We start from the raw sequence: 23735 nt of genomic DNA, 5'->3' as shown, positions 1-23735 counted from the left end.
ATCGATCTTCAGAATTCATTGGCCCATCTTGTAGTCGAGGAACCACTTCTTGTTCAGCGCGTCGAGCGTGCCGTCGGCCTTAAGGCTGGCGATGGCGGCATTGATCGGGGCGACGAGATCTGAACCCTTCTGGAAGATGAAGCCGAAATCCTCGGTGCCGAGCGGGCCGCCGACGAGCTTCAGGCCGCCATTGGAGGCATCGACATAGCCCTTGCCGGCGGTGCCGTCGGTCAGCACCGTATCGACGTCGCCGGTCTTCAGTGCCTGTACGGTGGCGCCGAAGGTTTCGAAGGTCTTGATGCGCGGGTTCTGCTCGTTGCCATCGAGCACCGAATAGACGGCGGTGTAGAAGGGTGTCGTGCCCGGCTGCGCGCCGATCAGGCCGTCCTTGAAGGCGGCGAAGCTCTTGGCGTCGGTAAAGCGCTTCTCGTCTCCGCGCACGAGCATGAATTGCTCGGAGCGCATGTAGGGATCGGAGAAATCGACCTTCTGCTTGCGGTCGTCCTTGATGGTGATGCCGGTCATGCCGATGTTGTACTGGCCTTCCGAGACGGCCTGGATCATCGCATCCCAGCTGGTGTTCTGGTACTCGACCTTGAAGTTCAGGCGCTTGGCGATCTCGTTCATCGCGTCATATTCCCAGCCGATCGCCTTGTTCGTCTTCGGATCGATGAACTGCAGCGGCGGATAGGCATTCTCGGTAACGACGACCACCGTCTTGCCGTTCAGGTTCGGCAGGTCGGCGGCGAAGGCAGCGAAAGGTGCAAGCACGAGGGCGCTGAGGCCCAGAAGGAACGAACGACGGAATGCCATGGAAATCTCCCCGATTAGCGTGGCGGAAAACTGTCATATTTGCAAAGCGTATGGCAAGGCCATTGCCAATGGCGCAATAACCAAAATGAAAAAGTAACTCTAATACAGGCGGCAGGCGGAGAAATTTCCTGTTAGCCCGAGCTTGTTTGTGGCCGATAAAAAAGGCGACCCAAGGGCCGCCTTCAAGCTTTGCAATCCATATGGATCGAAACTTATTCTGCTGCCGGCTCGGCTGCTGCGGCTGCAGCAGCTTCTGCAGCTGCCTTTGCTTCTGCGGCTTCGGCTGCAGCCTTTTCAGCTGCGAGCGCCTGAGCGGCTGCAACCTTCTCGGCTTCGATGCGTGCCTTTTCTTCGGCGAGAGCCTGACGCTCGGCGTCGTTGAGCTTGCGGGCGCGGGTGCCGGTGTTTTCGACGATACGGGCAGCCTTGCCGCGTAGGTCGCGCAGGTAGTAGAGCTTGGCGCGACGGACCTTACCGCGGCGAACGACTTCGACGCTTTCGATCATCGGCGAGTAAACCGGGAATACGCGCTCGACGCCTTCGCCGTAGGAGATCTTGCGAACCGTGAAGTTTTCCTGCAGGCCGCCGCCGGAGCGAGCGATGCAAACGCCTTCATAGGCCTGAACGCGGGTACGGTTGCCTTCCGTGACCTTCACGTTGACGCGAACGGTGTCGCCAGCGGAAAATGCGGGAAGGGTGCGCTTGGCTTCGATCTTGGCAGCCTGTTCGGCTTCCAACTGCTGAATGATGTTCATAGTATCAACCTCGTTGTTGCTTCAACAGCCAGAGCGCTCATCATTCTATCTTTGGTCGGACCGTTAGATCACGCCTCGGATATATGCCCGTTCAGGCAGGAGCGAATACGTCTGCTCTTCTTTGCTGGTTGATGGGAAATTTCCCATACCGGGCGCGCACATACCCTATTGTCACGCGTTTGTCACCCCTTGGCGAGGAATTAAGTGGCGCTTGTCGGCAGTTTCGCGGGCATATTTCAAGGATCTCGCTCATCCAGCCGGTGCTATCGCTATTTCTTCTGCAATTCGTCCAACAAATCCGGCCGACGCTCCTTCGTCAGTTGCTCGGCCTGCTCTTTCTGCCATTTCGCGATTGCCGCGTGGTTGCCCGAGGTCAGGATGGCCGGGATCTCGCGGCCTTCCCAGATTTGCGGGCGGGTATAATGCGGATGCTCCAGCAGGCCGCCTTCGAAGCTTTCGTGCAGGCCAGAGAGATCGTTGCCCATGACGCCGGGCAGGATGCGGACGATGGCGTCGAGCAGGATCAACGCAGCCGGCTCGCCGCCCGAGAGGATATAGTCGCCGATCGAGATTTCTTCGAGGTCGCGGCCGTCGATGACGCGCTGGTCGACGCCTTCGAAGCGGCCGCAGACGATGATGACGCCTTCGCCGCCTGCAAGCTCGCGCACGCGCTTCTGCGTCAGCGGCTTACCGCGCGGGCTCATCAGCAAGCGCGGACGACTGTCATTTTCGCTCGCGTGGTCGATGGCGCGGGCAAGCACATCCGGCTTCAGCACCATGCCGGCGCCGCCGCCGGCTGGCGTGTCGTCGACGGTGCGGTGCTTGTCGGTCGCAAAATCACGGATCTGTACAGTGTCGAGCGCCCATTGCCCACGTTCCATGGCCTTGCCGGCGAGGGACGTGCCGAGATGGCCCGGGAACATCTCGGGATAAAGCGTCAATATGGTCGCCCGGAAACTCATGGCGCGCTCACTTCCCAATAAGGATCACTTCTTCTTCGGCTTGCTCTGCGGCTTCTCGGGTGTTTCCGGCTTTTCTGGTTTGCCGATCAGGTCGTCGGGGCTGTCGATCAGGCCAGCGGCCAGCGGGTCGATCAGGATCTTGCCGCCCTCGAGGTCGATTTCAAGCACCGCGGCCTCGGAAAAGGGGATCAGCACCGGGCGTTTGCCCGGCCCCTTCAGCTCCAGCAGATCGCCGGCGCCGAAATCATAGACGCCGCTGACAGTGCCGTAGCCGGTGCCCTGGTCATCGACGGCTTCCAGCCCTTCGAGATCGGCGTAGAAGAATTCGTCGTCGTCGAGTTCGTCATCGGGCAGGTTGTCGCGCTCGATATAGAGTTCCAGGCCGTTCAGCGCCTCGGCGGCATTGCGGTCGTTGACGCCGCGAAAGCGCACCACGACCACATTCTTGGCCTTGCGGATTTCCAGCACCTCGAAGCTGCGGCCGTCCATGCTGTGGAGGTGGCCGTAATCGCCGAGCGCGGTCGGATCCGACGTATAGGCGCGCGTGCGCACCTCGCCTCTCAAGCCTTGCGCCGCGCCGATGGTGGCCATCAATACCGGGTTTTGCAGTTTCGTCATGGTCTCTTCGCCGATTACCGGGATTATGCAGCAGATCCGAATTGCTCCAGCGACCTTTGCGCTTGACGCGCGGCGCTGTCGTTGGTTCTCTCATAGGCTGAACATTTGCCGATGGGAAACAAAAAACGGGCGGCATGTCGCCATGCCACCCGCTTTCAATCAATGCCAGGTCCGATTACTCGGAAGCAGCAGCGGCGTCAGCAGCCTTCTGAGCCTTTTCGGCTGCGCGCTCCTGAGCCTTCTTGCCCGGCTTTGCCTTTTCCGGGTTGTTCTTGGCTTCGCGCGTTGCGATGCCGGCTTCGTTGAGGAAGCGCAGAACGCGGTCGGTCGGCTGTGCGCCGTGGTCGAGCCAGTGCTTGATGCGCTCGGCCTTGAGTTCAACGCGCTTGGCGTCGTCCTTGGCAAGCATCGGGTTCCAGGAGCCGAGGGTCTCCAGGAAACGGCCGTCGCGCGGCGAGCGAGCGTCGGCTACGACAACGTGGTAGTACGGGCGCTTCTTGGAGCCACCGCGGGCGAGACGAATTTTCAGTGCCATGTTAATTCTCCTTAGGCTTTTCGTGACCGCTTCGTTGTGCGGTATGGTTACGTCGCGCTGCTTTTTTCGTGCCGTGTAATCCCCGTCGAAAACGTCCTGCGTCTTCTGGGTCACGCGGCCAGGGATTACCCTTTGAAATCCGCAGCGATCTGTTCATGATGCCGGATGACTTCCTTGATGACGAAGTTCAGGAACTTCTCGGCGAAATCCGGGTCCAGATTTGCGTCCTTTGCCAGGCGGCGCAGGCGCTCGATCTGAAATTCTTCGCGCGCCGGGTCGGCCGGCGGCAGGTCGTACTTGGCCTTCAACACGCCGACCTCTTTGGTGCAGCGGAAGCGTTCGGCCAGCATATGCACCAGTGCGGCATCGATATTGTCGATCGACTGGCGGTATTTGCCCAATTGGGCCTTAACGTCTGGATCAATCATGGGGGTCAACGATCCTTCTCACTTCTTCTTCGGCAAACCCGGAAGCCCCGGGAAACCACCGCCGAGGCCTGGCAATTTGGCGCCGCCGAGACCGGGCAAACCGCCCCCGCCGCCCAGACCTGGCAAGCCACCCGGCAGACCGCCGGGACGGCCGAGGCCGGCGGCTTCGGCCTGCTTCTGCAGGGCTTCGAGCTGCTTCGGGTCCATGTTCGACAGGTCGGGCATGCCGCCGGCCATACCCCCTAGGCCGCCGCCGAGGCCCATCTTGCCAGCGAGGCCGCCCATCAGCTGCTTCATCATGCCGCCTTTGCCCTTGCCGCCCATCATCTTCATCATGTCCGCCATCTGGCGGTGCATCTTCAGAAGCTTGTTGATGTCGGAGGCGTCGGTGCCGGAGCCGGCGGCGATGCGCTTCTTGCGGGAATGCTTCAGGAGATCCGGATTGGCGCGCTCGGCCTTGGTCATCGAGGAGATGATGGCGAGCTGGCGCTTGAACAGGCGGTCGTCGAGGCCGGCAGCGGCCATCTTGTCCTTCATGCCGGACATGCCGGGCATCAGGCCCATGATGCCGCCCATACCGCCCATCTTCTGCATCTGGCCGAGCTGATCGGCGAGATCGTTGAGGTCGAACTTGCCCTTGGCCATCTTGGCGGCCATGGCGGCCGCCTTCTCGGCGTCGATATTCTCCGCGGCCTTTTCGACGAGCGACACGATGTCGCCCATGCCGAGGATACGGTCGGCGATGCGGCGGGGATGGAATTCCTCCAGCTCGCCCATCTTTTCGCCGACACCGATCAGCTTGATCGGCTTGCCGGTGACTGCGCGCATCGAAAGGGCGGCACCGCCGCGGCCGTCGCCGTCCATACGGGTCAGTACGAGGCCGGTGATCCCTACGCGCTCGTCGAAATTGCGGGCGAGGTTGACGGCGTCCTGACCGGTCAAGCTATCGGCGACCAGCAGGATTTCGTGCGGATTGGACTTCTTCTTGATATCCGCCATCTCGACCATGAGCGGCTCGTCGATATGCGTACGGCCGGCGGTGTCGAGGATGACGACATCATGGCCACCGAGCTTGGCGGCCTGCACGGCGCGAGCGGCAATATCGGTTGGTGACTGGCCGGATATGACCGGAAGCGTGTCGATGCCCGTCTGCACGCCGAGCTGGCGCAGCTGCTCCTGCGCCGCCGGACGGCGCGTGTCGAGCGAGGCCATCAGGACCTTCTTGCGGTCGCGGCTTGTCAGGCGGTTGGCGATCTTGGCCGTGGTCGTGGTCTTACCCGAGCCCTGCAGACCGACCATCATGACGACGACCGGGGCAGGCGCATTAAGATCGATGCCCACGCCTTCGCCGCCGAGCATTTCGATGAGCTCGTCGTGGACGATCTTGACGACCATCTGGCCGGGCTTGATCGACTTCAGGATTTCGGCGCCAACGGCCTTTTCGCGGACGCGATCGGTAAAGGAGCGAACGACATCCAGCGCCACGTCGGCTTCGAGCAGCGCGCGGCGAACCTCGCGCAGTGCCGCGGAAACATCGGCTTCCGAAAGCGCGCCGCGGCCAGTCAGTCCATTCAGAATGGAACCAAGACGGTCCTGGAGGTTTTCAAACATCGGTTCTTCCTTATCGATCGCTTGGGATTGGACTTGGCGCAATTTGCGCGGTTCCTCGCCCGAAAACGTCGTGCTTTTCCATGACGAAAACAAGACGCAAAGCCAAAAAGCACCCGAGGGCGCATCGCGCTGTCGGGTGTTGACCTCCGGGATCTCTTTATACCTAAATGGGTCCCGGTCGGTGGCTCGGAGGCTTGTGCTCGTCGCAGATTGCGGGCGATAAACAGGAAAAGGCCGGCAAAGTCAACCCAATGCGACCGAAATGCCTGAAATGCACGGATGACATCCCCATATCGATGTCGATTTGACGGTATCACCGTCTTCGAATTGTTGTATCGATCCCAGCCGTCAAGTGATTCCCCGAGACCGTTCCGAATGAATGATGCAGCCCTGACCGATCTTCTTGCTGCCTGTCGCGCTTACGCCGGTGGCCGGGTGGACACCCGTTTCAACGTCGCGGCGCAAGCCTTCTATGCGAGCGCCAAGGCCCAGCCGAAGATCGCGGCGCGGGCGGCGCGCGAGCTCAGCCGCCTGCCGCCACCTGGAGCCGCCGTTCTTGCCAATTTGCTCGGCACCATCGTCGAAAAGGGCGGTGCGGTGGAGCGCAGCGGTCCAGCCGTCTGGGAGCTCTATCTGGCGTGGCTGCCGCAGATTCACCGCGGCTTTGCCGGCCGCAAGGAGCTTAGCCCACGGCAAAGGCAGCTGCTCGACGCTTTTCAGCTGCTCGGCCAATCGGCAGTTTCGCATCTTTCCGGCATGTCGCAGGAGCGTGCACTCGCTGCCGGCAACAAGGCGCTGATGGCGATGCTTGCGGAATTGCAGGATTATACGCCGGGTGCGGCCTGGGTCCGCCAAGTGCTCTTGAGCCGCAGCGACGATCTGCTGGTGCTGCATCTGCCGAGCCGTCAGGGTTTTCGCCTGCGGTATGAGAATATCGTCAATTGCTTTCATCTGTTCACGCTCGTCCAGGCGGCCTTCGGCGAGAGATTGCCCGGCGGTCGGGCGCCCAACCGGTTCATTGTCGATATGGCGCGCTGCGTGACCGTGGTCGAAGAGGGCAATGACGAGCCCTGGTGGCGCTACCAGACGGTGCGGCCGGATGAGCCAGGCCTTGCCGATATTTCCGGCGAGGAATCCGTCGAGACGATTTTCCGCATCGATGGTCGGCAGATCATTGTGCTCTCACCTCCGGTCGAAGGCGCGGCGTTGTGGGATACCAGCTTCTTCACGCCGCAGCTCTTTGCCATGCCGGCGAATGTCGTGCTTGAGGAGACGCTGACGCCTTCCGAGGCCGAAGAATGGTTTGCCAAAGCCGGCTTTCCCACCGCCGAGGCGGCAGGTACCCAAGGAGCGGACAAGCCATGACAAGCTCCTCCGGCTCTGCCAGGAAGAATCCCTATTATCAAGGTCCGGTTTCCGATCATTTCGACGGCCGGCGTTTCTTCAACCCGGGCGGCGTAGCGCCGGGCAATGCGCTCGATCTTTTGCGCTGGCAGCTCGGCGGCGGGCGGGTGCGCTGGCCCAATCCCGTCATCAGCGCCTTTCCGCCGGCCAAGCCGGACCGGCATGTTTTCGGCGAGCAGATGCGGGTCACCATGGTCGGCCATGCGTCGATGCTGGTGCAGGTCGCCGGGTTGAATATCCTGACCGATCCTGTCTGGTCGGAGCGGGTCAGCCCCTTCCGCTCCGTCGGGCCGAAGCGCGTGGTGCCGCCCGGCATCCGCTTCGAGGACCTGCCCCATATCGACCTCGTGCTGGTGACGCATAATCACTACGACCACCTAGATCTCGCCACCCTTGCCCGCCTGCAGCAGGCGCATCGGCCAAAGATCGTCACGCCGCTCGGCAACGATACGATTATCCGCCGTACCGTTCCGGATGCCGACATCACCGTTGTCGACTGGGGCGATCGCGTTGAGGTCAGAGGCGGAGTGACGATCGATACCGAGCCCTGCCATCATTGGTCGGCGCGCGGCATGGGCGACCGGCGCATGGCGCTATGGGCGGCATTCGTGCTGACCACGCCGGCAGGCAAGATCTATCATGTCGGTGATACCGGCTTTCACGACGGCATCAACTATGACGCCGTCCGGCAAAAACATGGCGGCTTCCGCCTCGCGATCCTGCCCTTCGGCGCCTATGAGCCGCGCTGGTTCATGAAGGGCCAGCACCAGAATCCGGAAGAGGCGGTCAGGGGCATGAAGCTCTGCAACGCCGCATATGCCGCCGGGCATCACTTCGCGACGTTCCAGCTGACGGACGAGGGCATCGATGCGCCCGTTCAGGCGCTGGATGCCGCGCTGAAGGCAGAAAGCGTCGAGTCGGAGCGGTTTCGGCCGCTAAGGGCTGGCGAGGTTTTTGACGTTCCGGTTGTGTGAGCGTTGGCGCTTGGGCCGAAAGTTCCTTCTCCCCCTGGGGAGAAGGTGGCCCGAAGGGTCGGATGAGGGCCATCGCTTCTGATCCAACGGGTTTTGTGCCCCTGGCAACCCCCTCATCCGCCTGCCGGCACCTTCTCCCCAAGGGGAGAAGGGGTTTTCAGAAAGCCCTATGCCTATCTCGACTTACTGCGTAATCTCAGGCTCGACGAGTTTCGCCAAATTGATCAGCGATTCCTGCCAGCCGAGATAGCAGGCCTCCGGGGGAATGACGTCCGGAATGCCGGCCTGGGTGATGTTGACCTCGGTTCCCACCAGCACCTTTTTCAACGTCACTGTCACTTCCATTTGGCCGGGCAGGTTGGGGTCGTCGAACCTGTCTGTGTAACGCACCAGTTCGCCGGGAACGAGCTCGATATATTCACCGCCGAAAGCGTGGACTTCGCTGGTCGTAAAATTGCGGAACGACATCTTGAACGCGCCGCCGACTTTTCCTTCGAAGTGATGCACGCTGCAGGCAAAACCGTTCGGTGGCAGCCACTTGGCAAGTGCGTCGGCTTCGATGAATGCGCGATAGACCTTTTCCGGGCTGGTGGCGAGGACGCGATGCAGGCTTATGGTATTCGGCATGGTCATAATCCCTATGGTTTTACGGAGTGGACGAGCCTAGGACGTGGCAATGTTTGACAATCCGACATGGCGAATGATTTTTTCTGGAAATAAATAACGTCAAGGCTGCTTGGCGGGATTTTCGTTGCGGTCAAAGCACGAGCCACCCGTACTCGTGGTTCGAGACGGCCTTGCAGGCCGCCCCACCATGAGGGCTATGTCCTTTATTTGGATTGCAACTCGCTCCGCCCTCATCCGGAGCCCGTCGAAGGATCGGGCGGCCCGGAGACCGCGGCCAAATCTGAAAATTGTCGTCCTTCACGTCCCACTGGTAATTCCCCCGCATTTCCGCCATATACAGCTCGAAAACACTGACGGACATGACATCATGAGCAATACGGTCGAATTCGCGAGGATGAACGGGCTTGGCAACAAGATCCTGGTCGTCGACATGCGCGGCCGCAAGGATGTGGTGACGGCCGAGGCGGCGATCGCGCTCAATGCCGATCCAGCAACCCAGTTCGACCAGATCATGGCGATCCATGACCCGAAGGTTGATGGCACCGATGCCTGGATCGATATTCTGAACTGCGATGGCACGAAGGCGCAGGCCTGCGGCAACGGCACGCGCTGCGTCGTGCAGGCGCTGGCGGCCGAAACCGGCAAAAAGGTGTTCACCTTCCAGACCGTCGCCGGCATCCTCAATGCCAGAGAGCATGAGGACGGCACGATCTCGGTCGATATGGGCACGCCGGTCTTTGACTGGGACAAGATCCCGCTTGCCGAGGAATTTGCCGATACCAGCCGCATCGAGCTGCAGATCGGGCCGATCGACAATCCCGTCCTGCATTCGCCTTCCGTGATGTCGATGGGCAATCCGCACGCAATCTTCTGGGTGGACAGGGACCCGATGTCCTTCGATCTCGATCGCTTCGGCCCGCTGCTCGAAAACCACCCGATGTTTCCCGAGCGCGCCAATATCACGCTGGCACAGGTGCTTTCGCCAACGCTTCTACGCACCCGCACCTGGGAGCGTGGCGCCGGCCTGACGCTTGCCTGCGGTTCGGCCGCCTGTGCAGCTGCCGTCAGCGCCGCGCGTACCGGCCGCACCGGCCGCAAGGTGACGATCGAGGTTGCCTCTGCGCCTGCGCCAGGCAAGCTCACCATCGAATGGCTAGACAGTAACGACCATGTCGTCATGACTGGGCCTGCCGAATGGGAATGGTCCGGCACGGTCGATCCGGTCACGGGCAGCTTCTCGCGCGATCCGGAGCAGGGGGCTCAGGCGCGGTGAGCGGGGTCGAGGTCATTACCTTCGGCTGTCGTCTCAATACCTATGAATCCGAAGTGATGAGGGCCGAGGCGGAGAAAGCCGGGCTCAACAATGCCATTCTGGTCAATACCTGCGCCGTAACAGGCGAAGCCGTGCGCCAGGCGCGGCAGGCGATCCGCCGCGCGCGGCGTGACAATCCGCATGCCCGCATCATCGTGACAGGTTGCGCGGCGCAGACCGAGAAACAGACCTTTGCAGAAATGGCAGAAGTCGATGCCGTGCTGGGCAATGAGGAGAAGCTGAAGAGCACCTCCTACCGCTCCCTGCCGGATTTCGGCGTTTCGGCGGAAGAGAAGCTGCGCGTCAACGACATCATGAGCGTGCGGGCCACCGCGCCGCAGATGATCCGCCACATCGACGGTCACGTGCGGGCCTTCATCCAAGTGCAGAATGGCTGCGATCACCGCTGCACCTTCTGCATCATCCCCTATGGCCGCGGCAATTCGCGCTCCGTGCCCATGGGTGCCGTTGTCGACCAAGCCCGCAATCTGGTCGAAAGCGGTTATCGCGAGATCGTGCTGACCGGCGTCGATGCCACGAGCTATGGTGCTGATCTGCCGGGAACGCCGACGCTCGGCCTGCTTGCCAAAACGCTGCTGAAGCAAATCCCGGAGATCCGCCGGCTGCGGCTCTCCTCCATCGACAGCATCGAGGCCGATCGGCATCTGATGGATCTGATCGCCGACGAGCCGCGCTTCATGCCGCATCTGCATCTCTCGCTGCAGCATGGCGACGACATGATCCTCAAGCGGATGAAGCGGCGGCATTCGCGCGCCGATGCTATCGGGTTTATCGAAGATGTGCGTCGGCTCCGCCCCGAGACGAGCTTCGGCGCCGATATGATCGCCGGCTTTCCGACGGAAACGGAAGAGATGTTCGCCAATGCCGTCGGCCTGGCTGAAGAGGCCGGCATCGCGCATCTGCATGTTTTCCCTTACAGCCCGCGTCCCGGCACACCCGCCGCCCGCATGCCGCAGCTCGATCGCGGCCTGATCAAGGAACGCGCCGCCCGCCTGCGCGAGGCCGGACAGAGATTGCACCAGGCGCATCTCGACAAGATGGTCGGCACGCGGCAATGGCTGCTTGTGGAGAATGGCGGGCTGGCGCATACGGAAAACTTCACGCTTGTTGCCGCCCCCGGCCTTCGCCCGCGCGACCTTGTGCAGGTCGCAATCACCGGCCACAATGGCAAGCACCTCGACATGCAACTTCTGGCCGCCGACGCGGCCTAATGCTTCAACGGACACTTCATGGCGCTCGGTTTCATCAAAAAAGTCTTCACCTTCGGCCGTGAAAAGCCGGCCGAGGAGCAGGCGCCTGCGGAGGATTTGACTGGGGCTGACGCGCCTGTCGTGGATGTTTCGCCGGCGTCAGAACCTGCCGAGCCTGCATCACCCCCCTCTGTCCCTTCGGGACATCTCCCTCACAAGGGGGGAGATCGGTTGGAGCGTGAAGCGCCGGTTGAGCAAGAGGCTCAAAGCCAGGCAGATGCTTCCGGCGCGAAAGAGATCGAGGCCGCTGAGACTTCCGGTTCCCTTGAGGTCGAGTCGCAAGAGCAGCCCGAAGATCGTCAGGCAATCGAACCGGAGCAAGCTGCAGATACCGAAGCTAATCTAGTTCCGGAAGAGCATCCCATCGAACCGATCTCCCCCCTTGTGAGGGAGATGTCCGATAGGACAGAGGAGGGTGAAGAAGCTTCGGCAAACTCTGACCTTTCGTCGAAGAACGCAGAAACGCCGACAGCCCCGGAACCCTCATTCGAAACCAGCGAACCCTCGGTCGAAGCCCCCAATCTCCCCAAGGGCTTCTCCACTGCCGCCTCGACCCCCGAGCCCGTCCCCGAAGCGCCAAAACAGAAACTCTCCTGGTTCCAGCGCCTGCGAGCCGGGTTGGCGCGCACCTCGTCGCAGCTGACGGGGCAGATCGCGGCGCTTTTCACCAAGCGTAAGCTTGACGATCAGACGCTGCAGGATCTGGAGGATCTGCTGATCCAGGCCGATCTCGGCGTCGAGACGGCAATGCGGGTCACCGATACGCTCGCCTCGGAGCGCTATGGCAAGGATGTGACGGGCGAAGATGTCAGCCGCATCATGGCGCAGGAGATTGCCAAGGTGCTGAAGCCGGTCGCCAAGCCCCTGCAGCTCGATCTCAGCCACAAGCCGCATGTGATCCTTGTTGTCGGCGTCAACGGCACCGGCAAGACGACGACGATCGGCAAGCTGGCGGCGAAGCTCTCCGGCGCCGGGTTGAAGGTTACGCTGGCCGCCGGCGATACGTTCCGTGCGGCTGCCATCGAGCAGCTGAAGATCTGGGCCGAGCGCACTAAATCGGATTTCATCGGTACCAAGATCGGGGCAGATGCCGCCGGCCTTGCCTTCGATGCCTTCCAGCAGGCCAAGGCCAACAAGAGCGACGTTTTGATCATCGATACCGCCGGGCGCCTGCAGAACAAGGCGGAGCTGATGGCCGAGCTGGAAAAGATCGTGCGCGTGCTCGGCAAGCTCGATCCGGATGCGCCGCATACCGTGCTGCAGACGCTGGATGCGACGACCGGCCAGAACGCCTTGAACCAGGTGGAAATCTTCCGCAATGTTGCCGGCGTCAACGGGCTAATCATGACGAAGCTCGACGGCACGGCCCGCGGCGGCATCCTCGTCGCCATTTCGGCCAAGCACAAGCTGCCGGTCTATTTCATCGGCGTCGGCGAGGGTGTAGACGATCTCGAGCCGTTCGAAGCCGAGGATTTTGCCCATGCCATTGCCGGTACGGGGCTGTAAACAGCCAATGAATGACAAGAACAAATTCGATGACAAGTTTGATGACAGGGAAAGTGCCGCAATGACGACCAGCGACAGCGATCTCACCCCAAGTGCTGCCGACAAACACCACCCCATGCTGAAGCTGGTGCTGGAACTCGGGCCTTTGCTGGTGTTCTTCTTCGGCAATCTGCGTGGCGACTGGCTGGTGCAGCATTTCCCACAGCTCGCAGCGCTCGGCGGCCCGCTTTTCGTCGCCACCGGCCTGTTCATGGCGGCGACGGTGATCTCGCTCATCGTCTCGAAGGTCATGCTCGGTCATCTGCCGCTCATGCCTTTCGTCTCTGGCATCGTGGTGCTGATCTTCGGCGCGCTCGGCATTTACCTGCAGAACGAAACCTTCATCAAAATGAAGCCGACCATCGTCAATGCGCTGTTCGGCGTCGCGCTGCTCGGCGGTCTTGCCTTCGGCAAGTCGCTGCTCGGCTATGTCTTCAATGCCGCCTTTCAGCTGGATGCCGAGGGCTGGCGCAAGTTGACGCTGCGCTGGGGCATTTTCTTCTTCGTTCTCGCCGTGCTTAACGAAGTCGTCTGGCGTGGTTCGAACTGGCTCTACCTGCCCGACACCAACGCGGCGGATAATCTCTGGGTGAACTTCAAGGTCTGGGGAACGATGCCGATCACCATCCTCTTCACTCTGTCGCAGATGCCGCTGATCATGAAGCACACGATCGAACAACCGGCGGAAAACGGTAAATGAGCGAAGCCATCGACGCCCAAAGCCGCTATCGGCAACAGAGCTTCTGGTTCATCGCGTGCGCCGTCGTTCTGCTCGTGCAGATCGTCACCGAATATATGATGGGCCGCGTGCCGATCTGCACCTGCGGCTACGTCAAGCTTTTCGAGCCGGTGGTGAAATCCAGCGGCAATTCACAGCACATCGCCGACTGGTATACGCCGTCGCACATCATCCACGGCTTCCTTTTCTTTGGGCTCACGCATCTGATCATGCGCGGCAAACCGCTGTCGATGCGGCTCTTCATTGCCATGCTGATCGAATCCGGCTGGGAAATCTTGGAGAATTCCCCGATCATCATCAACCGATATCGCGCCGCGACGATCTCGCTCGATTATGTCGGCGACAGCATTCTCAATTCGTCGATGGATGCCGTTTTCATGGTCGTCGGCTTCCTGTTTGCCTGGCGTGCGCCGGTCTTGGTGACAGTCGTCATTGCCATCTTCTTTGAACTGCTTACCGGCTATCTGATCCGCGATAATCTCACGCTGAACGTGTTGATGCTGGTGTGGCCGGTCGAGGCGATCAAGACGTGGCAGAGTGCGCTTTAAGCAATCAGGATTTGCCAGTTGCCTTCGCTATCGCCGGATAAAGCCCTTCCTTCAGGCTGGTTGGCGTGAAGGGGCCGACCTGTTTGTAGAGGATCGTACCGTCGGGAGAAACGAGGTAGGATTCCGGAATGCCGTAGACGCCCCAGTCGATGGCGGCCGAGCCGTTCGGGTCGATGCCGATGGCGTTGTAGGGATTGCCGAGCTCGCCGAGGAAGCGCAGCGCATTCTCGCTCGTATCCTTATAATTGATCGCGACGATATTGAGCCGGCCGTCCTTGGCGAGTTCCTTCAGCACAGGATGCTCGTCGCGACAGGGAATGCACCATGAGGCGAAGACGTTGACGAGGGTCAGCTTGCCCTTGATGGCGTCATCGGTCAGTGCCGGCAGGTTGGAGCCGTCGAGCGGCGCCAGCGCTAATTTCGGCGCCTTGGTGCCGATCAGGGCCGAGGGAATGGCCGATATATCGGTGCCGTGCACTTCCTGGTCATACATGACCTTGCCGACGGCAAATGCGATGCAGGCAAAGACGATCAGTGGAATGAGCGCCAGCAGATAGCGTGCGGTACCGCTGGATTTCGGCTGATCCTTGTTATCGGCATCCGTGGTCATTTCGTCTCGTTTTCTGATGGGCGCTGCGAGCGGCGGCGGATGCCGGAGGCTTCCAATGCGGCAAGTTCGCGGCGGCGCAGGCGTCCGTCGATCCAGATCCAGGCGATGATGGCGAGGATCATGAAGGCGGCAAAGCCATAGGAGCCGAAGACGTAGAAGGGATGCGACATTCTAGTCCTCCCGGCTTGCCATACGCGCGGCCATACGGCGCTGCGTCGCGATGCGGCGGCGCCAGATCTCGTTGCGAATCGCCATCAGGTGCAGCGTGAAGAACAGCAGCGTGAAGGCGAGCGCCATCGTGAAGAGCGGCCAGAGGAATTCCGCATCGATGGCCGGGCCATCCATGCGCATGATGCTTTCCGACTGATGCAGCGTGTTCCACCAGTCCACGGAGAACTTGATGATCGGGATATTGATGAAGCCGACCAGCGTCAGGATCGAGGCGACGCGAGCGGCCTTCGACGGATCGTCCATGGCGCGGTTGAGCGCAATCAAGCCGAGATACATCAGGAAAAGGATGAAGACCGAGGTCAGACGCGCATCCCAGACCCAATAGGTGCCCCACATCGGCTTGCCCCAGAGCGAGCCGGTGACCAGCGCGATCAGGGTGAAGGCGGCGCCGAGCGGGGCGGCCGTCTTGCCGGCGACATCGGCCAGCGGATGGCGCCAGACCAGCGTGCCGATCGCCGACATGCTCATGATCGTGTAGCACATCATCGACAGCCAGGCGGCCGGAACGTGGATGTACATGATGCGGACGGTGTCGCCTTGCTGGTAGTCCCCCGCAGTGGAGAAGGACAGGTAGAGTCCGATCGCTAGGAGTATGGCTGTAATCGTCGCCAGCCAGGGAATGAGACGCGCCGAAAACGCCAGAAACCGCGTGGGGTTGGCGAGGTCGGAAAAACGGCTGATCGCAGTGATATCGCTCATGCGGCTTGTTTAACCCGATATGGCTTTTCCGGCAATCGACCGCATTGCCTCAGATGGGCGAAACAGTATCTCCATGAGAGCCTTTCCGCTTTTCTTCGAAACGCGAAAACGCTCTATCCTTTTGTATTTACGCAATTCCGGACGGAAAACCGCTTCACACTTTTCCTGGAATTGCTCTGATCAATCCGTCGTGTTCCGCAAGGCAAGGGCGGCGGCCACCGGGCCGAGGACCGCGAAGAACAAGGTGAGCGCGATCAGGATCAGGAACGGCGGCAGGAAGGGCTGCGGTCCCTCGACGGCGGCATAGGTGGCGCTGACGCCGAAGATCAGCACGGGAATGGTGAGCGGTAGCACCAGAATGGAGACCAGCAACCCGCCGCGCGGCAGCGCCACGGCGACGGCGGCACCGACCGCGCCGATGAAGGTGAGCGCCGGCGAGCCAACGAGCAACGTCAGGGCCGTCGTCGCGATCGCGGTCTCGTTCATATTCATAAAGAGGCCGAGCAGCGGCGAGGCGATGACAAGCGGCAGGCCGGTCGCCACCCAATGGGCCGCGCATTTGATGAAGACCGTCAGCACCAGCGGCGTTTCCTGCATGACGAGCAGATCGAGCGAGCCATCATCGCGTTCGGCCTGGAACAGTCGGTCGAGGCCGAGGAGGCTTGCGAGCAACGCGCCGATCCAGACGATGGCAGGGCCGATGCGCGAGAGAAGTTTGAGGTCGGGGCCGACGGCGAAAGGGATGATGGCGACGACGGTCAGGAAGAACAGGATACCGATCAACGCCCCGCCGCCGGCGCGCACCGAAAGTCTGAGGTCGCGGAAGAAGAGGGCTGTCATGGGGAGATCCTGCCGTAACGAGAGATACCCCCCTCTGTCACTATCGTGACATCTCCCCCACAGGGGGGAAGATTGGTAACTGGCGGCGCGCGTAAGCCCCCATCAAACATCGAATCCGTAGAGACAGAGCTCAACGGCCTTGCAAGCAGGTGAGGCGAACTCCCAACAATCTCCCCCCTTGTGGGGGAGATGTCACGAAGTGACAGAGGGGGGTGTCGCAATCTCAGCAGGGGAAGGAGTATCTGCATCACCCCCACACCCCCTCACTTGCCCCGGCAAACCCCGTCATCCGCATCTCCTGTACGTTCTCCAAGCCCAGCGGCTGGTGCGTTGCCGCAAGAACGATGCCGCCGCTTTTTTGATGCGTGGTGATCAGATCAGCAAAAAGCCGGTCGGCGGAGCTGTCGAGCGCTGCCGTCGGTTCGTCGAGGATCCAGATAGGGCGGTAGGCGACCAGAAGTTTGGCGAAAGCGATTCGCCGCTGCTGGCCGGCGGAGAGATAGCCGAAGGGCAGATGCGTGATGCCGGCAAGCCCGACGGCATCGGCCGCTTGATCGACATTCAGACCGGAGCCGCCCGGCATATCGGCGAGGAAGGTTTTCCAGAAGATCAGATTTTCGGCCACGGTCAGCTCAGATTTCATTGCATTGCGGTGGCCGAGATAGTGGCTGGCTTCACCGGCCGGACGGCCCGATTTGCCGTCATTTCCGGAGAATGTGACAGTGCCTTTTTCCGGTCTGAGAAGGCCCGCCACAACGCGCAGCAGCGTCGATTTTCCCGACCCGTTGCGGCCGGTCAAAACGAGTGCGTCTCCACTCGCCAAGTTGAAGGAAACATTCAAGAAAATCAGGTCTTCACCCCGCCTCGCAGCCAGTTTTTCAGCGCTTAGATGCATTCGCTCGGGCTTTCCCTATTTTCTTTATCGCAACGCGCAAAAAATTGTCGAAATTTGCGCTTTGTCACTCTGGCAAGTCTTTACGAAATTATCTATAAGACCTGCAACCACGCCAGCGGTCGGCGTGAATTTCATCCTTGCGCCGAACATAAGGTTTTCTGCCTTACGTGCGGACAGCGGAAATGGCCGTACCCGCATCCTGATGTGCATAAAGTGCATAGGCGTTCGCACGACTGTGTTGGCTATCAGAAACGGGGTATCTCGTGTCTAAATCTCTTGACAGTTTCAATTGTCGTTCCACGCTGACCGTGGGCGGGAAAGACTATGTCTATTTCAGCCTGCCCAAGGCTGAGGCCAATGGTCTGCCCGGCGTTTCCAAGCTGCCTTACTCCATGAAGGTGCTTCTGGAAAACCTGCTGCGTTTTGAAGACGGGCAGTCAGTCACGAAGGAACATATCCTTGCCGTCGCCGAATGGCTGACCAACAAGGGCACCGTCGAGAACGAAATCGCCTATCGCCCGGCGCGCGTGCTGATGCAGGACTTCACCGGCGTTCCGGCCGTCGTCGACCTTGCCGCCATGCGCGACGCCATGGTCTCCCTCGGCGGCGATCCGGAAAAGATCAATCCGCTCGTGCCCGTCGACCTCGTCATCGACCACTCCGTCATCGTCGACGAATTCGGCACGCCGCAGGCTTTTGCCAAGAACGTCGAGCTGGAATACCAGCGCAACGGCGAGCGCTACCGCTTCCTGAAGTGGGGCCAGCAGGCATTCAAGAATTTCCGCGTCGTTCCCCCCGGCACCGGCATCTGTCACCAGGTGAACCTCGAATATCTCGGCCAGACCGTCTGGACGAAGGAAGAGGACGGCGAAACGATCGCCTATCCCGACACCTGCGTCGGCACCGATTCGCACACGACCATGATCAACGGCCTCGGCGTTCTTGGCTGGGGTGTCGGCGGTATCGAAGCTGAAGCTGCCATGCTCGGCCAGCCGGTCTCCATGCTGCTTCCTGAGGTCATCGGCTTCAGGCTGACCGGCAAGCTCAAGGAAGGCGTCACCGCGACCGACCTCGTTCTGACCGTCGTGCAGATGCTGCGCAAGAAGGGCGTCGTTTCCAAGTTCGTCGAATTCTTCGGCCCCGGCCTCGACAACATGCCGCTCGCTGACCGTGCCACCATCGGCAACATGGGTCCGGAATACGGCGCGACCTGCGGCTTCTTCCCGGTCGACAAGGAAACGCTGAACTATCTCAACATGTCCGGCCGCGCCAAGGACCGTATCGCGCTCGTCGAAGCCTATTCCAAGGCTCAAGGCATGTGGCGTGACAATGACGGTTCCGACCTCGTCTTCACCGACACGCTGGAACTCGACCTTAACGACGTCGTTCCGTCGATGGCCGGCCCGAAGCGTCCGGAAGGCCGTATCGCGCTGGAAAACATCGCTTCCGGCTTCGCGACCTCGCTCGAAACCGAATACAAGAAGCCCGGCCAGCTCTCCAACCGCTATGCGGTCGAAGGCACGGATTTCGACATCGGCCATGGCGACGTTGCAATTGCCGCCATCACCTCCTGCACCAACACCTCCAACCCGTCGGTGCTGATCGCCGCCGGCCTTCTCGCCCGCAACGCCGTCGCCAAGGGCCTGAAGACCAAGCCGTGGGTCAAGACCTCGCTCGCACCGGGATCTCAGGTTGTCGGCGAATATCTTGCCAAGTCCGGCCTGCAGGCCGATCTCGACAAGCTCGGCTTCAACCTGGTCGGCTTCGGCTGCACCACCTGCATCGGCAATTCCGGCCCGCTGCCGGCGCCGATCTCGAAGACGATCAACGATAAGGGCCTGATCGTATCGGGCGTCCTCTCCGGCAACCGCAACTTCGAAGGCCGCATCTCGCCCGACGTCCAGGCGAACTATCTCGCTTCGCCGCCGCTCGTCGTCGCCTACGCGCTCGCCGGCTCGGTGCAGCTCGACCTGACGAAGGAGCCGATCGGCGAAGACCAGAACGGCAAGCCGGTGTTCCTCAAGGACATCTGGCCGACCTCGCAGGAAGTACAGGAATTCATCCTGAAATACGTCACCCGCGAGCTCTACGAGACCAAGTATGCGGACGTCTTCAAGGGCGATGCCAACTGGCAGGCCGTGCAGGTTCCTCCGGGCCAGACCTATGCCTGGGACGACAACTCGACCTATGTGCAGAACCCACCCTACTTCGTAGGCATGGGCAAGAAGGGCGCCGGCATTTCCGACATCAAGGGCGCTCGCGTTCTCGGCCTTTTCGGCGACAAGATCACCACCGACCACATTTCGCCGGCCGGTTCGATCAAGGCTGCCTCGCCGGCCGGCTCCTACCTCATCGGCCATGGCGTCGGCGTCGCCGACTTCAACCAGTACGGCACGCGCCGCGGCAATCATGAAGTCATGATGCGCGGCACCTTCGCCAACATCCGCATCCGCAATCACATGCTCGGCCCGAACGGCAAGGAAGGTGGCTACACCATCCATTATCCGTCCAAGGAAGAGACGTCGATCTACGATGCGGCCATGCAGTACAAGGCCGAGGGCGTTCCGCTCGTCATCTTCGCAGGTGTCGAATACGGCAACGGCTCGTCGCGCGACTGGGCTGCCAAGGGCACGAACCTGCTCGGCGTGCGCGCCGTGATCGCACAGTCCTTCGAGCGCATCCACCGCTCGAACCTCGTCGGCATGGGCGTCATCCCCTTCGTCTTCGAGGAAGGCACCACCTGGGCAAGCCTCGGCCTGAAGGGCGATGAACTGGTCACGATCGAAGGCCTGGAAAACATCAAGCCGCGCGAGCGCAAGATCGCCAAGATCACCTATGGCGACGGCTCCGTGAAGGATGTTCCGATCATCTGCCGCATCGATACGCTGGATGAGGTCATCTACGTCAACAATGGCGGCATCCTGCAGACGGTTCTGCGCGATCTCGCTGCCTGATAGGCATTCAACACTGTTATTGGAGGCCGCGGGAAAACTCTTCCGGCGGCCTCTTGTTTTTCACGGTGATGTGTACGGCGAGACTTCCGCTCACTCCGGCCTCACCCCATCGTGACTTTGCGTCAGCGCGTTAAACTATTATCTCTTGTTTCAGATTTTTCGGGCTTGATGTGGCCTGGTCGCCCCAAGAAGCGCGAGTTTTGCAGAGCCCGTGTAGGCAGACGGCGCTCGAGATTGGATGCAGAGGTAGAGATAGAAATGCGCCTTCGATTTTTGGTTCCACTTCTGGCAGGCATCGCGCTGGCAAGTTCGCTGCATGCGCAGGAGGCTCCGAAGATCAAGGGCGTCGTCGAACTCTTCACTTCGCAGGGCTGCGCGTCCTGTCCCCCCGCCGACGCGGCCTTTCGCAAGTTGATCCGCCAGGGCAATGTCGTGGCGCTTGCTTACCATGTCGACTATTGGAATTACCTCGGCTGGAACGACACCATGGCGTCCAAGGACAATACGGCGCGCCAGTATGCTTATGCCCGGACGATGGGCCGCAGCGGGGTTTATACGCCACAGGCGATCGTCAATGGCAGGGACCATATGAACGGTGCCGATCTCAGTGGCATCAACGTCAAGCTCGACGAGTTTGAGCGCCTTGGCGAGGGCCTGATGGTTCCGGTCAGTGCCGCCATGAAGGGCGACGAGCTGGAGATCAAGATCGGAGCCGGGCAGGGCAAGGCCAATGTGGTTGCTGTCTATTTCGACAAGGAGCAGATGGTGGCGCCGAAGGGCGGCGAAAATACCGGCCAGCAGATTGCCTATATGCATGCCGTCTCCGATGTCGAGACGGTGGGCATGTGGGATGGCAAGGCTATGAGCCTAGTGCTGCCCTCTACGGTGCTCGATAAAGCCGGCCGGCGAGGCCTCGCGATTCTGCTGCAGGCATCGACGCCTGCGGGCGATCCGGCCGCCATCCTGGGGGCGACTGTCTTGACTGTGGGCTCGGACGGCTGAGCGGTTTTTTCTGGAGCCCTTCATTCGGCTTGGGCCGAAAAGGCTCCATATTTGGGCTGACGGCCGAAAGATCCCTATTTTGGCTGGCGCCAAGAAGGGGACCCTATTTCGGCTAGCGCCGAAAAGGGGAGGTGCCCGGCGAGGACGCATTCGGGGCTGGGGTTTAATCGATGCGCCCCGGCCGGGCCGTTTGACGCGGCGGCGCCAAACGGTTCCCTATACTTCCTGTAAATTGGGCGTCGTTTTGGCTGAAATGCGGCGCTGACGAGGTGCTTTCACAGCTGGGAAAGAAATTGTGAGCCGCCACCCGTCTTGCAATTTGATGTGGCTGAGGCAAACTGTCATTCTCCTGTCATGAGATAGCCCCTGGGGGATTGATGACTGATCAGCCGGATTTGAGACACGGTGAAAGCCGTTCCGTCGATACCAATTCATCCGTCGTCGTTGATCTCAGAGAATACAAACAGAGCAAGGACCCGCTGCCGGTGACGTTTCATCGCCGGGAGCTGGATGCGATTCTCTGGATCTATGGCCGCATGGTCGGCGAGGGCGAGTGGCGCGACTACGCCATCGACCATTTAAAGGACAAAGCGGTTTTCTCCGTCTTCAAGCGCTCCGGCGAGATGCCGCTCTTCCGCATCGAAAAGAATCCGAAGCTCTCGGCCAAGCAGGGCGCCTTTTCCGTCGTCAATACCAGCGGCATGATCCTGAAACGTGGTCATGACCTGAATCAAGTGCTGAAGGTTTTCGACAAGCAGCTGAAGCTGGTGGAGAAGTAGTTTCTGCGCGGTTCCGCAGCGGGCTAGGCGGCTCTGCAGACTGGCGGGTCAGATACTATCCCCCAAACAATGTCCCCGGATAAACCGAAGGATCCGGATCGGTTTCCGCGCCGTGTCCGAGCGCCTTCTGCATCAGCATCGTATCCAGCCACCGGCCATGCTTGTAGCCGGTGCCTTTCAACAGGCCGGTTTCGGTGAAGCCTGCGGCGCGGTGTACGGCGACGGAGGCGGGATGGGCGCCGCCGATGACGGCGATCATCTGGCGGAAGCCAAGCGTCTGGCAGCTTTCGACGAGCGCATCGAGCAGCAACCGGCCGATGCCGCGCCCTCGAGCCTCCGGCGCCAGATAGATCGAGTCCTCCACCATCCAACGATAGGCCGGCCGCGTGCGGAAGGATGAGGCGTAGGCATAGCCGAGGAACGCGCCGGCATCGTCTTCCGCGACTAGATAGGGATAACCCTTGTCACGTATCGCCTCGAACCTGGTCGTCATTTCCTCCTGGCCCGGCGGCGTGATTTCGTAGCTTGCCGTGCCGTTGAGGACGGAATCTCTGTAGATGGCGGTGATAAGGGGAAGGTCGTCTGAGGTTGCACTGCGGAGGCTGACGGACATTGCTTCTATTGCCTGATCTGCGGATTTGTGACGGGCGCTATCAAATCGCAGGGCGTGCGCCCGAGCAAATAAAAAAGGCGGCCGAAGCCGCCTTTTCGTATCTCATTCATGCCTTGCGATTAACGGCGGTTGCCCATGAATTGCAGCAGGAACATGAACAGGTTGATGAAGTCGAGGTAGAGCGACAGGGCGCCCATGATCGCCTTGCGGCCGGCCACCGTCGCATCGTCGGCGGTGTAGTACATTTCCTTGATCCGCTGCGTATCGTAAGCGGTGAGGCCTGCGAAGATAAGGACGCCGATCACGGAGATGGCGAACTGCAGGGCGGACGAAGCCAGGAAGATGTTGACGAGCGTCGCGATGATCAGGCCGAAGAGGCCCATCATCAGGAACGAACCCATCGCCGACAGGTCACGCTTGGTCGTGTAGCCGTAGAGCGACAGCGCGCCGAAGGAGGCGGCGGTCACGAAGAAGGTCTGCACGACGCTCTGGCCGGTGTAGATGATGAAGATCGATGATAGCGACAGGCCCACCAGCGCGGCGTAGACCCAGAAGGTCGTCGTCGCGGCGGCCACACTCATGCGGTTGATCCTGAAGCTCAGGAAGAAGACCATTGCCAGCGGGGCGAGAATGACCACCCACTTCAGCGGGCTGAGATAGATCGCCTGGCCGAAGGCCGTGATCTGTCCGTTTGCGAAAGCGAGCGAGAAGGAGAGATAGGCGGCAACACCCGTGATCGCCAGACCCAGCGCCATCAGGTTATAGACCTTGAGCATATAGGCTCGAAGGCCCTCGTCTATCATCGCACCGGATTGCGCACCGCTCTGCGCCCGGTTTTGGTAATTGCGAAAGTCAGCCATGTTTTCCTCTTTCAAGCTCCGATTTGATTACGGTGTCGGGTCTTTCAAGGCCCAGGCGCCGCTGCGGAGCTCAGCATGCCTGCACAGAATATGAGGCTTTCGGGCCTTGT

25 protein-coding genes are annotated in these 23735 nt (G+C 60.8%); 10 read left to right on the top strand and 15 right to left on the bottom strand.

The window, feature by feature from the left end:
* Positions 1–15 precede the first annotated feature (15 nt).
* The 7 genes from FHT73_RS22710 to ffh form a co-directional block, all read right to left on the bottom strand.
* A complete protein-coding gene (locus FHT73_RS22710) occupies positions 16–813 on the bottom strand; it encodes a basic amino acid ABC transporter substrate-binding protein (protein ID WP_015341482.1) in 798 nt (265 codons plus the stop codon).
* 212 nt (positions 814–1025) lie between these two features.
* Positions 1026–1568, bottom strand: coding sequence for a 50S ribosomal protein L19 (gene rplS, locus FHT73_RS22705; protein ID WP_015341481.1), 543 nt, complete (start codon positions 1566–1568; stop codon positions 1026–1028).
* A 269-nt stretch (positions 1569–1837) separates the two neighbouring features.
* Positions 1838–2530, bottom strand: a complete 693-nt coding sequence (gene trmD, locus FHT73_RS22700) for a tRNA (guanosine(37)-N1)-methyltransferase TrmD (RefSeq protein WP_183714985.1) — start codon at positions 2528–2530, stop codon at positions 1838–1840.
* Between the two features lie 24 nt (positions 2531–2554).
* Entirely contained in the window at positions 2555–3148 is a 594-nt protein-coding gene (rimM, locus tag FHT73_RS22695) for a ribosome maturation factor RimM (RefSeq protein ID WP_183714983.1), read from the bottom strand.
* A 175-nt stretch (positions 3149–3323) separates the two neighbouring features.
* Positions 3324–3683, bottom strand: coding sequence for a 30S ribosomal protein S16 (gene rpsP, locus FHT73_RS22690; RefSeq protein WP_015341477.1), 360 nt, complete (start codon positions 3681–3683; stop codon positions 3324–3326).
* Between the two features lie 125 nt (positions 3684–3808).
* Positions 3809–4111: a chorismate mutase gene (locus FHT73_RS22685; RefSeq protein ID WP_069614775.1), complete on the bottom strand. Its 303-nt coding sequence runs from the start codon at positions 4109–4111 to the stop codon at positions 3809–3811.
* Between the two features lie 18 nt (positions 4112–4129).
* Positions 4130–5722, bottom strand: a complete 1593-nt coding sequence (gene ffh, locus FHT73_RS22680; protein ID WP_112412904.1) for a signal recognition particle protein — start codon at positions 5720–5722, stop codon at positions 4130–4132.
* A 375-nt stretch (positions 5723–6097) separates the two neighbouring features.
* Here ffh and FHT73_RS22675 point away from each other — a divergent pair, with 375 nt between their 5' ends.
* Positions 6098–7087, top strand: coding sequence for a hypothetical protein (locus tag FHT73_RS22675; RefSeq protein WP_183714981.1), 990 nt, complete (start codon positions 6098–6100; stop codon positions 7085–7087).
* The gene (locus FHT73_RS22670) at positions 7084–8100 is read left to right on the top strand and encodes an MBL fold metallo-hydrolase (RefSeq protein ID WP_183714979.1); all 1017 of its coding nucleotides are present in this window, start codon (positions 7084–7086) and stop codon (positions 8098–8100) included. The genes FHT73_RS22675 and FHT73_RS22670 overlap by 4 nt, the downstream gene beginning before the upstream one ends.
* Before the next feature lie 183 nt (positions 8101–8283).
* Here FHT73_RS22670 and FHT73_RS22665 read toward each other — a convergent pair whose 3' ends face one another.
* Positions 8284–8727, bottom strand: a complete 444-nt coding sequence (locus tag FHT73_RS22665) for an SRPBCC family protein (RefSeq protein ID WP_162708046.1) — start codon at positions 8725–8727, stop codon at positions 8284–8286.
* A gap of 367 nt (positions 8728–9094) precedes the next feature.
* Here FHT73_RS22665 and dapF point away from each other — a divergent pair, with 367 nt between their 5' ends.
* The 5 genes from dapF to FHT73_RS22640 are packed head-to-tail and all read left to right on the top strand — an operon-like array spanning position 9095 to position 14142.
* The gene (dapF, locus tag FHT73_RS22660; protein ID WP_112607893.1) at positions 9095–10000 is read left to right on the top strand and encodes a diaminopimelate epimerase; all 906 of its coding nucleotides are present in this window, start codon (positions 9095–9097) and stop codon (positions 9998–10000) included.
* Positions 9997–11271: a tRNA (N(6)-L-threonylcarbamoyladenosine(37)-C(2))-methylthiotransferase MtaB gene (mtaB, locus tag FHT73_RS22655; RefSeq protein ID WP_183714977.1), complete on the top strand. Its 1275-nt coding sequence runs from the start codon at positions 9997–9999 to the stop codon at positions 11269–11271. The genes dapF and mtaB overlap by 4 nt, the downstream gene beginning before the upstream one ends.
* An 18-nt stretch (positions 11272–11289) precedes the next feature.
* On the top strand, positions 11290–12816 hold the full coding sequence (gene ftsY, locus FHT73_RS22650; RefSeq protein ID WP_183714975.1) for a signal recognition particle-docking protein FtsY: 1527 nt from the start codon (positions 11290–11292) through the stop codon (positions 12814–12816).
* Positions 12817–12823: 7 nt separating this feature from the next.
* Positions 12824–13555, top strand: coding sequence for a septation protein A (locus FHT73_RS22645; RefSeq protein ID WP_183714973.1), 732 nt, complete (start codon positions 12824–12826; stop codon positions 13553–13555).
* Positions 13552–14142, top strand: a complete 591-nt coding sequence (locus FHT73_RS22640) for a DUF2585 domain-containing protein (RefSeq protein WP_183714971.1) — start codon at positions 13552–13554, stop codon at positions 14140–14142. The genes FHT73_RS22645 and FHT73_RS22640 overlap by 4 nt, the downstream gene beginning before the upstream one ends.
* 4 nt (positions 14143–14146) lie before the next feature.
* On the opposite strand, the gene FHT73_RS22635 is transcribed toward FHT73_RS22640, so the two are convergent.
* The 5 genes from FHT73_RS22635 to ccmA all read right to left on the bottom strand — a co-directional run bounded on the left by FHT73_RS22635 (position 14147) and on the right by ccmA (position 17417).
* Complete coding sequence (locus FHT73_RS22635) at positions 14147–14752, bottom strand: DsbE family thiol:disulfide interchange protein (protein ID WP_112336319.1); 606 nt, start codon at positions 14750–14752, stop codon at positions 14147–14149.
* On the bottom strand, positions 14749–14922 hold the full coding sequence (gene ccmD / locus FHT73_RS22630; RefSeq protein ID WP_112607883.1) for a heme exporter protein CcmD: 174 nt from the start codon (positions 14920–14922) through the stop codon (positions 14749–14751). Before ccmD ends, FHT73_RS22635 begins: the two co-directional genes overlap by 4 nt.
* A gap of 1 nt (position 14923) precedes the next feature.
* Positions 14924–15682 carry a heme ABC transporter permease gene (locus FHT73_RS22625; RefSeq protein WP_183714969.1) on the bottom strand — a complete coding sequence of 253 codons (759 nt, stop codon included), beginning with the start codon at positions 15680–15682 and terminating at the stop codon, positions 14924–14926.
* Between the two features lie 180 nt (positions 15683–15862).
* The gene (gene ccmB / locus FHT73_RS22620) at positions 15863–16522 is read right to left on the bottom strand and encodes a heme exporter protein CcmB (protein WP_112607879.1); all 660 of its coding nucleotides are present in this window, start codon (positions 16520–16522) and stop codon (positions 15863–15865) included.
* A 247-nt stretch (positions 16523–16769) separates the two neighbouring features.
* Positions 16770–17417: a heme ABC exporter ATP-binding protein CcmA gene (gene ccmA, locus FHT73_RS22615; protein WP_112607877.1), complete on the bottom strand. Its 648-nt coding sequence runs from the start codon at positions 17415–17417 to the stop codon at positions 16770–16772.
* Positions 17418–17680: 263 nt separating this feature from the next.
* On the opposite strand from ccmA, the gene acnA reads away from it, so the two are divergent.
* The 3 genes from acnA (at position 17681) to FHT73_RS22600 (ending at position 22152) form a co-directional block, all read left to right on the top strand.
* Positions 17681–20371 (top strand): aconitate hydratase AcnA, encoded by a 2691-nt coding sequence (acnA, locus tag FHT73_RS22610; protein ID WP_112607875.1) that lies wholly within the window; start codon positions 17681–17683, stop codon positions 20369–20371.
* 258 nt (positions 20372–20629) lie between these two features.
* Positions 20630–21373 (top strand): thioredoxin family protein, encoded by a 744-nt coding sequence (locus FHT73_RS22605; protein WP_112336325.1) that lies wholly within the window; start codon positions 20630–20632, stop codon positions 21371–21373.
* Between the two features lie 377 nt (positions 21374–21750).
* Complete coding sequence (locus tag FHT73_RS22600) at positions 21751–22152, top strand: DUF2794 domain-containing protein (RefSeq protein WP_112336326.1); 402 nt, start codon at positions 21751–21753, stop codon at positions 22150–22152.
* Between the two features lie 55 nt (positions 22153–22207).
* On the opposite strand, the gene FHT73_RS22595 is transcribed toward FHT73_RS22600, so the two are convergent.
* Both FHT73_RS22595 and FHT73_RS22590 read right to left on the bottom strand, forming a co-directional pair.
* Positions 22208–22765 carry a GNAT family N-acetyltransferase gene (locus tag FHT73_RS22595; RefSeq protein ID WP_183714967.1) on the bottom strand — a complete coding sequence of 186 codons (558 nt, stop codon included), beginning with the start codon at positions 22763–22765 and terminating at the stop codon, positions 22208–22210.
* Between the two features lie 119 nt (positions 22766–22884).
* On the bottom strand, positions 22885–23625 hold the full coding sequence (locus FHT73_RS22590) for a Bax inhibitor-1/YccA family protein (RefSeq protein WP_075853634.1): 741 nt from the start codon (positions 23623–23625) through the stop codon (positions 22885–22887).
* Between the last annotated feature and the right edge of the window lie 110 nt (positions 23626–23735).

The organism is Rhizobium sp. BK098, assembly GCF_014193155.1.
Taxonomy (GTDB): Bacteria; Pseudomonadota; Alphaproteobacteria; order Rhizobiales; family Rhizobiaceae; genus Rhizobium.
Note: the sequence above shows the minus strand (reverse complement) of the source record. Positions and strands in the feature narration are given on the sequence as shown.

Bases quoted from the DNA above. Each gene is read 5' to 3' on its own strand.
- FHT73_RS22710 (WP_015341482.1), bottom strand. From the start codon at position 813: ATGGCATTCCGTCGTTCGTTCCTTCTGGGCCTCAGCGCCCTCGTGCTT.
- rplS (WP_015341481.1), bottom strand. From the start codon at position 1,568: ATGAACATCATTCAGCAGTTGGAAGCCGAACAGGCTGCCAAGATCGAA.
- trmD (WP_183714985.1), bottom strand. From the start codon at position 2,530: ATGAGTTTCCGGGCGACCATATTGACGCTTTATCCCGAGATGTTCCCG.
- rimM (WP_183714983.1), bottom strand. From the start codon at position 3,148: ATGACGAAACTGCAAAACCCGGTATTGATGGCCACCATCGGCGCGGCG.
- rpsP (WP_015341477.1), bottom strand. From the start codon at position 3,683: ATGGCACTGAAAATTCGTCTCGCCCGCGGTGGCTCCAAGAAGCGCCCG.
- FHT73_RS22685 (WP_069614775.1), bottom strand. From the start codon at position 4,111: ATGATTGATCCAGACGTTAAGGCCCAATTGGGCAAATACCGCCAGTCG.
- ffh (WP_112412904.1), bottom strand. From the start codon at position 5,722: ATGTTTGAAAACCTCCAGGACCGTCTTGGTTCCATTCTGAATGGACTG.
- FHT73_RS22675 (WP_183714981.1), top strand. From the start codon at position 6,098: ATGAATGATGCAGCCCTGACCGATCTTCTTGCTGCCTGTCGCGCTTAC.
- FHT73_RS22670 (WP_183714979.1), top strand. From the start codon at position 7,084: ATGACAAGCTCCTCCGGCTCTGCCAGGAAGAATCCCTATTATCAAGGT.
- FHT73_RS22665 (WP_162708046.1), bottom strand. From the start codon at position 8,727: ATGCCGAATACCATAAGCCTGCATCGCGTCCTCGCCACCAGCCCGGAA.
- dapF (WP_112607893.1), top strand. From the start codon at position 9,095: ATGAGCAATACGGTCGAATTCGCGAGGATGAACGGGCTTGGCAACAAG.
- ftsY (WP_183714975.1), top strand. From the start codon at position 11,290: ATGGCGCTCGGTTTCATCAAAAAAGTCTTCACCTTCGGCCGTGAAAAG.
- FHT73_RS22645 (WP_183714973.1), top strand. From the start codon at position 12,824: ATGAATGACAAGAACAAATTCGATGACAAGTTTGATGACAGGGAAAGT.
- FHT73_RS22640 (WP_183714971.1), top strand. From the start codon at position 13,552: ATGAGCGAAGCCATCGACGCCCAAAGCCGCTATCGGCAACAGAGCTTC.
- FHT73_RS22635 (WP_112336319.1), bottom strand. From the start codon at position 14,752: ATGACCACGGATGCCGATAACAAGGATCAGCCGAAATCCAGCGGTACC.
- ccmD (WP_112607883.1), bottom strand. From the start codon at position 14,922: ATGTCGCATCCCTTCTACGTCTTCGGCTCCTATGGCTTTGCCGCCTTC.
- FHT73_RS22625 (WP_183714969.1), bottom strand. From the start codon at position 15,682: ATGAGCGATATCACTGCGATCAGCCGTTTTTCCGACCTCGCCAACCCC.
- ccmB (WP_112607879.1), bottom strand. From the start codon at position 16,522: ATGACAGCCCTCTTCTTCCGCGACCTCAGACTTTCGGTGCGCGCCGGC.
- ccmA (WP_112607877.1), bottom strand. From the start codon at position 17,417: ATGCATCTAAGCGCTGAAAAACTGGCTGCGAGGCGGGGTGAAGACCTG.
- FHT73_RS22605 (WP_112336325.1), top strand. From the start codon at position 20,630: ATGCGCCTTCGATTTTTGGTTCCACTTCTGGCAGGCATCGCGCTGGCA.
- FHT73_RS22600 (WP_112336326.1), top strand. From the start codon at position 21,751: ATGACTGATCAGCCGGATTTGAGACACGGTGAAAGCCGTTCCGTCGAT.
- FHT73_RS22595 (WP_183714967.1), bottom strand. From the start codon at position 22,765: ATGTCCGTCAGCCTCCGCAGTGCAACCTCAGACGACCTTCCCCTTATC.
- FHT73_RS22590 (WP_075853634.1), bottom strand. From the start codon at position 23,625: ATGGCTGACTTTCGCAATTACCAAAACCGGGCGCAGAGCGGTGCGCAA.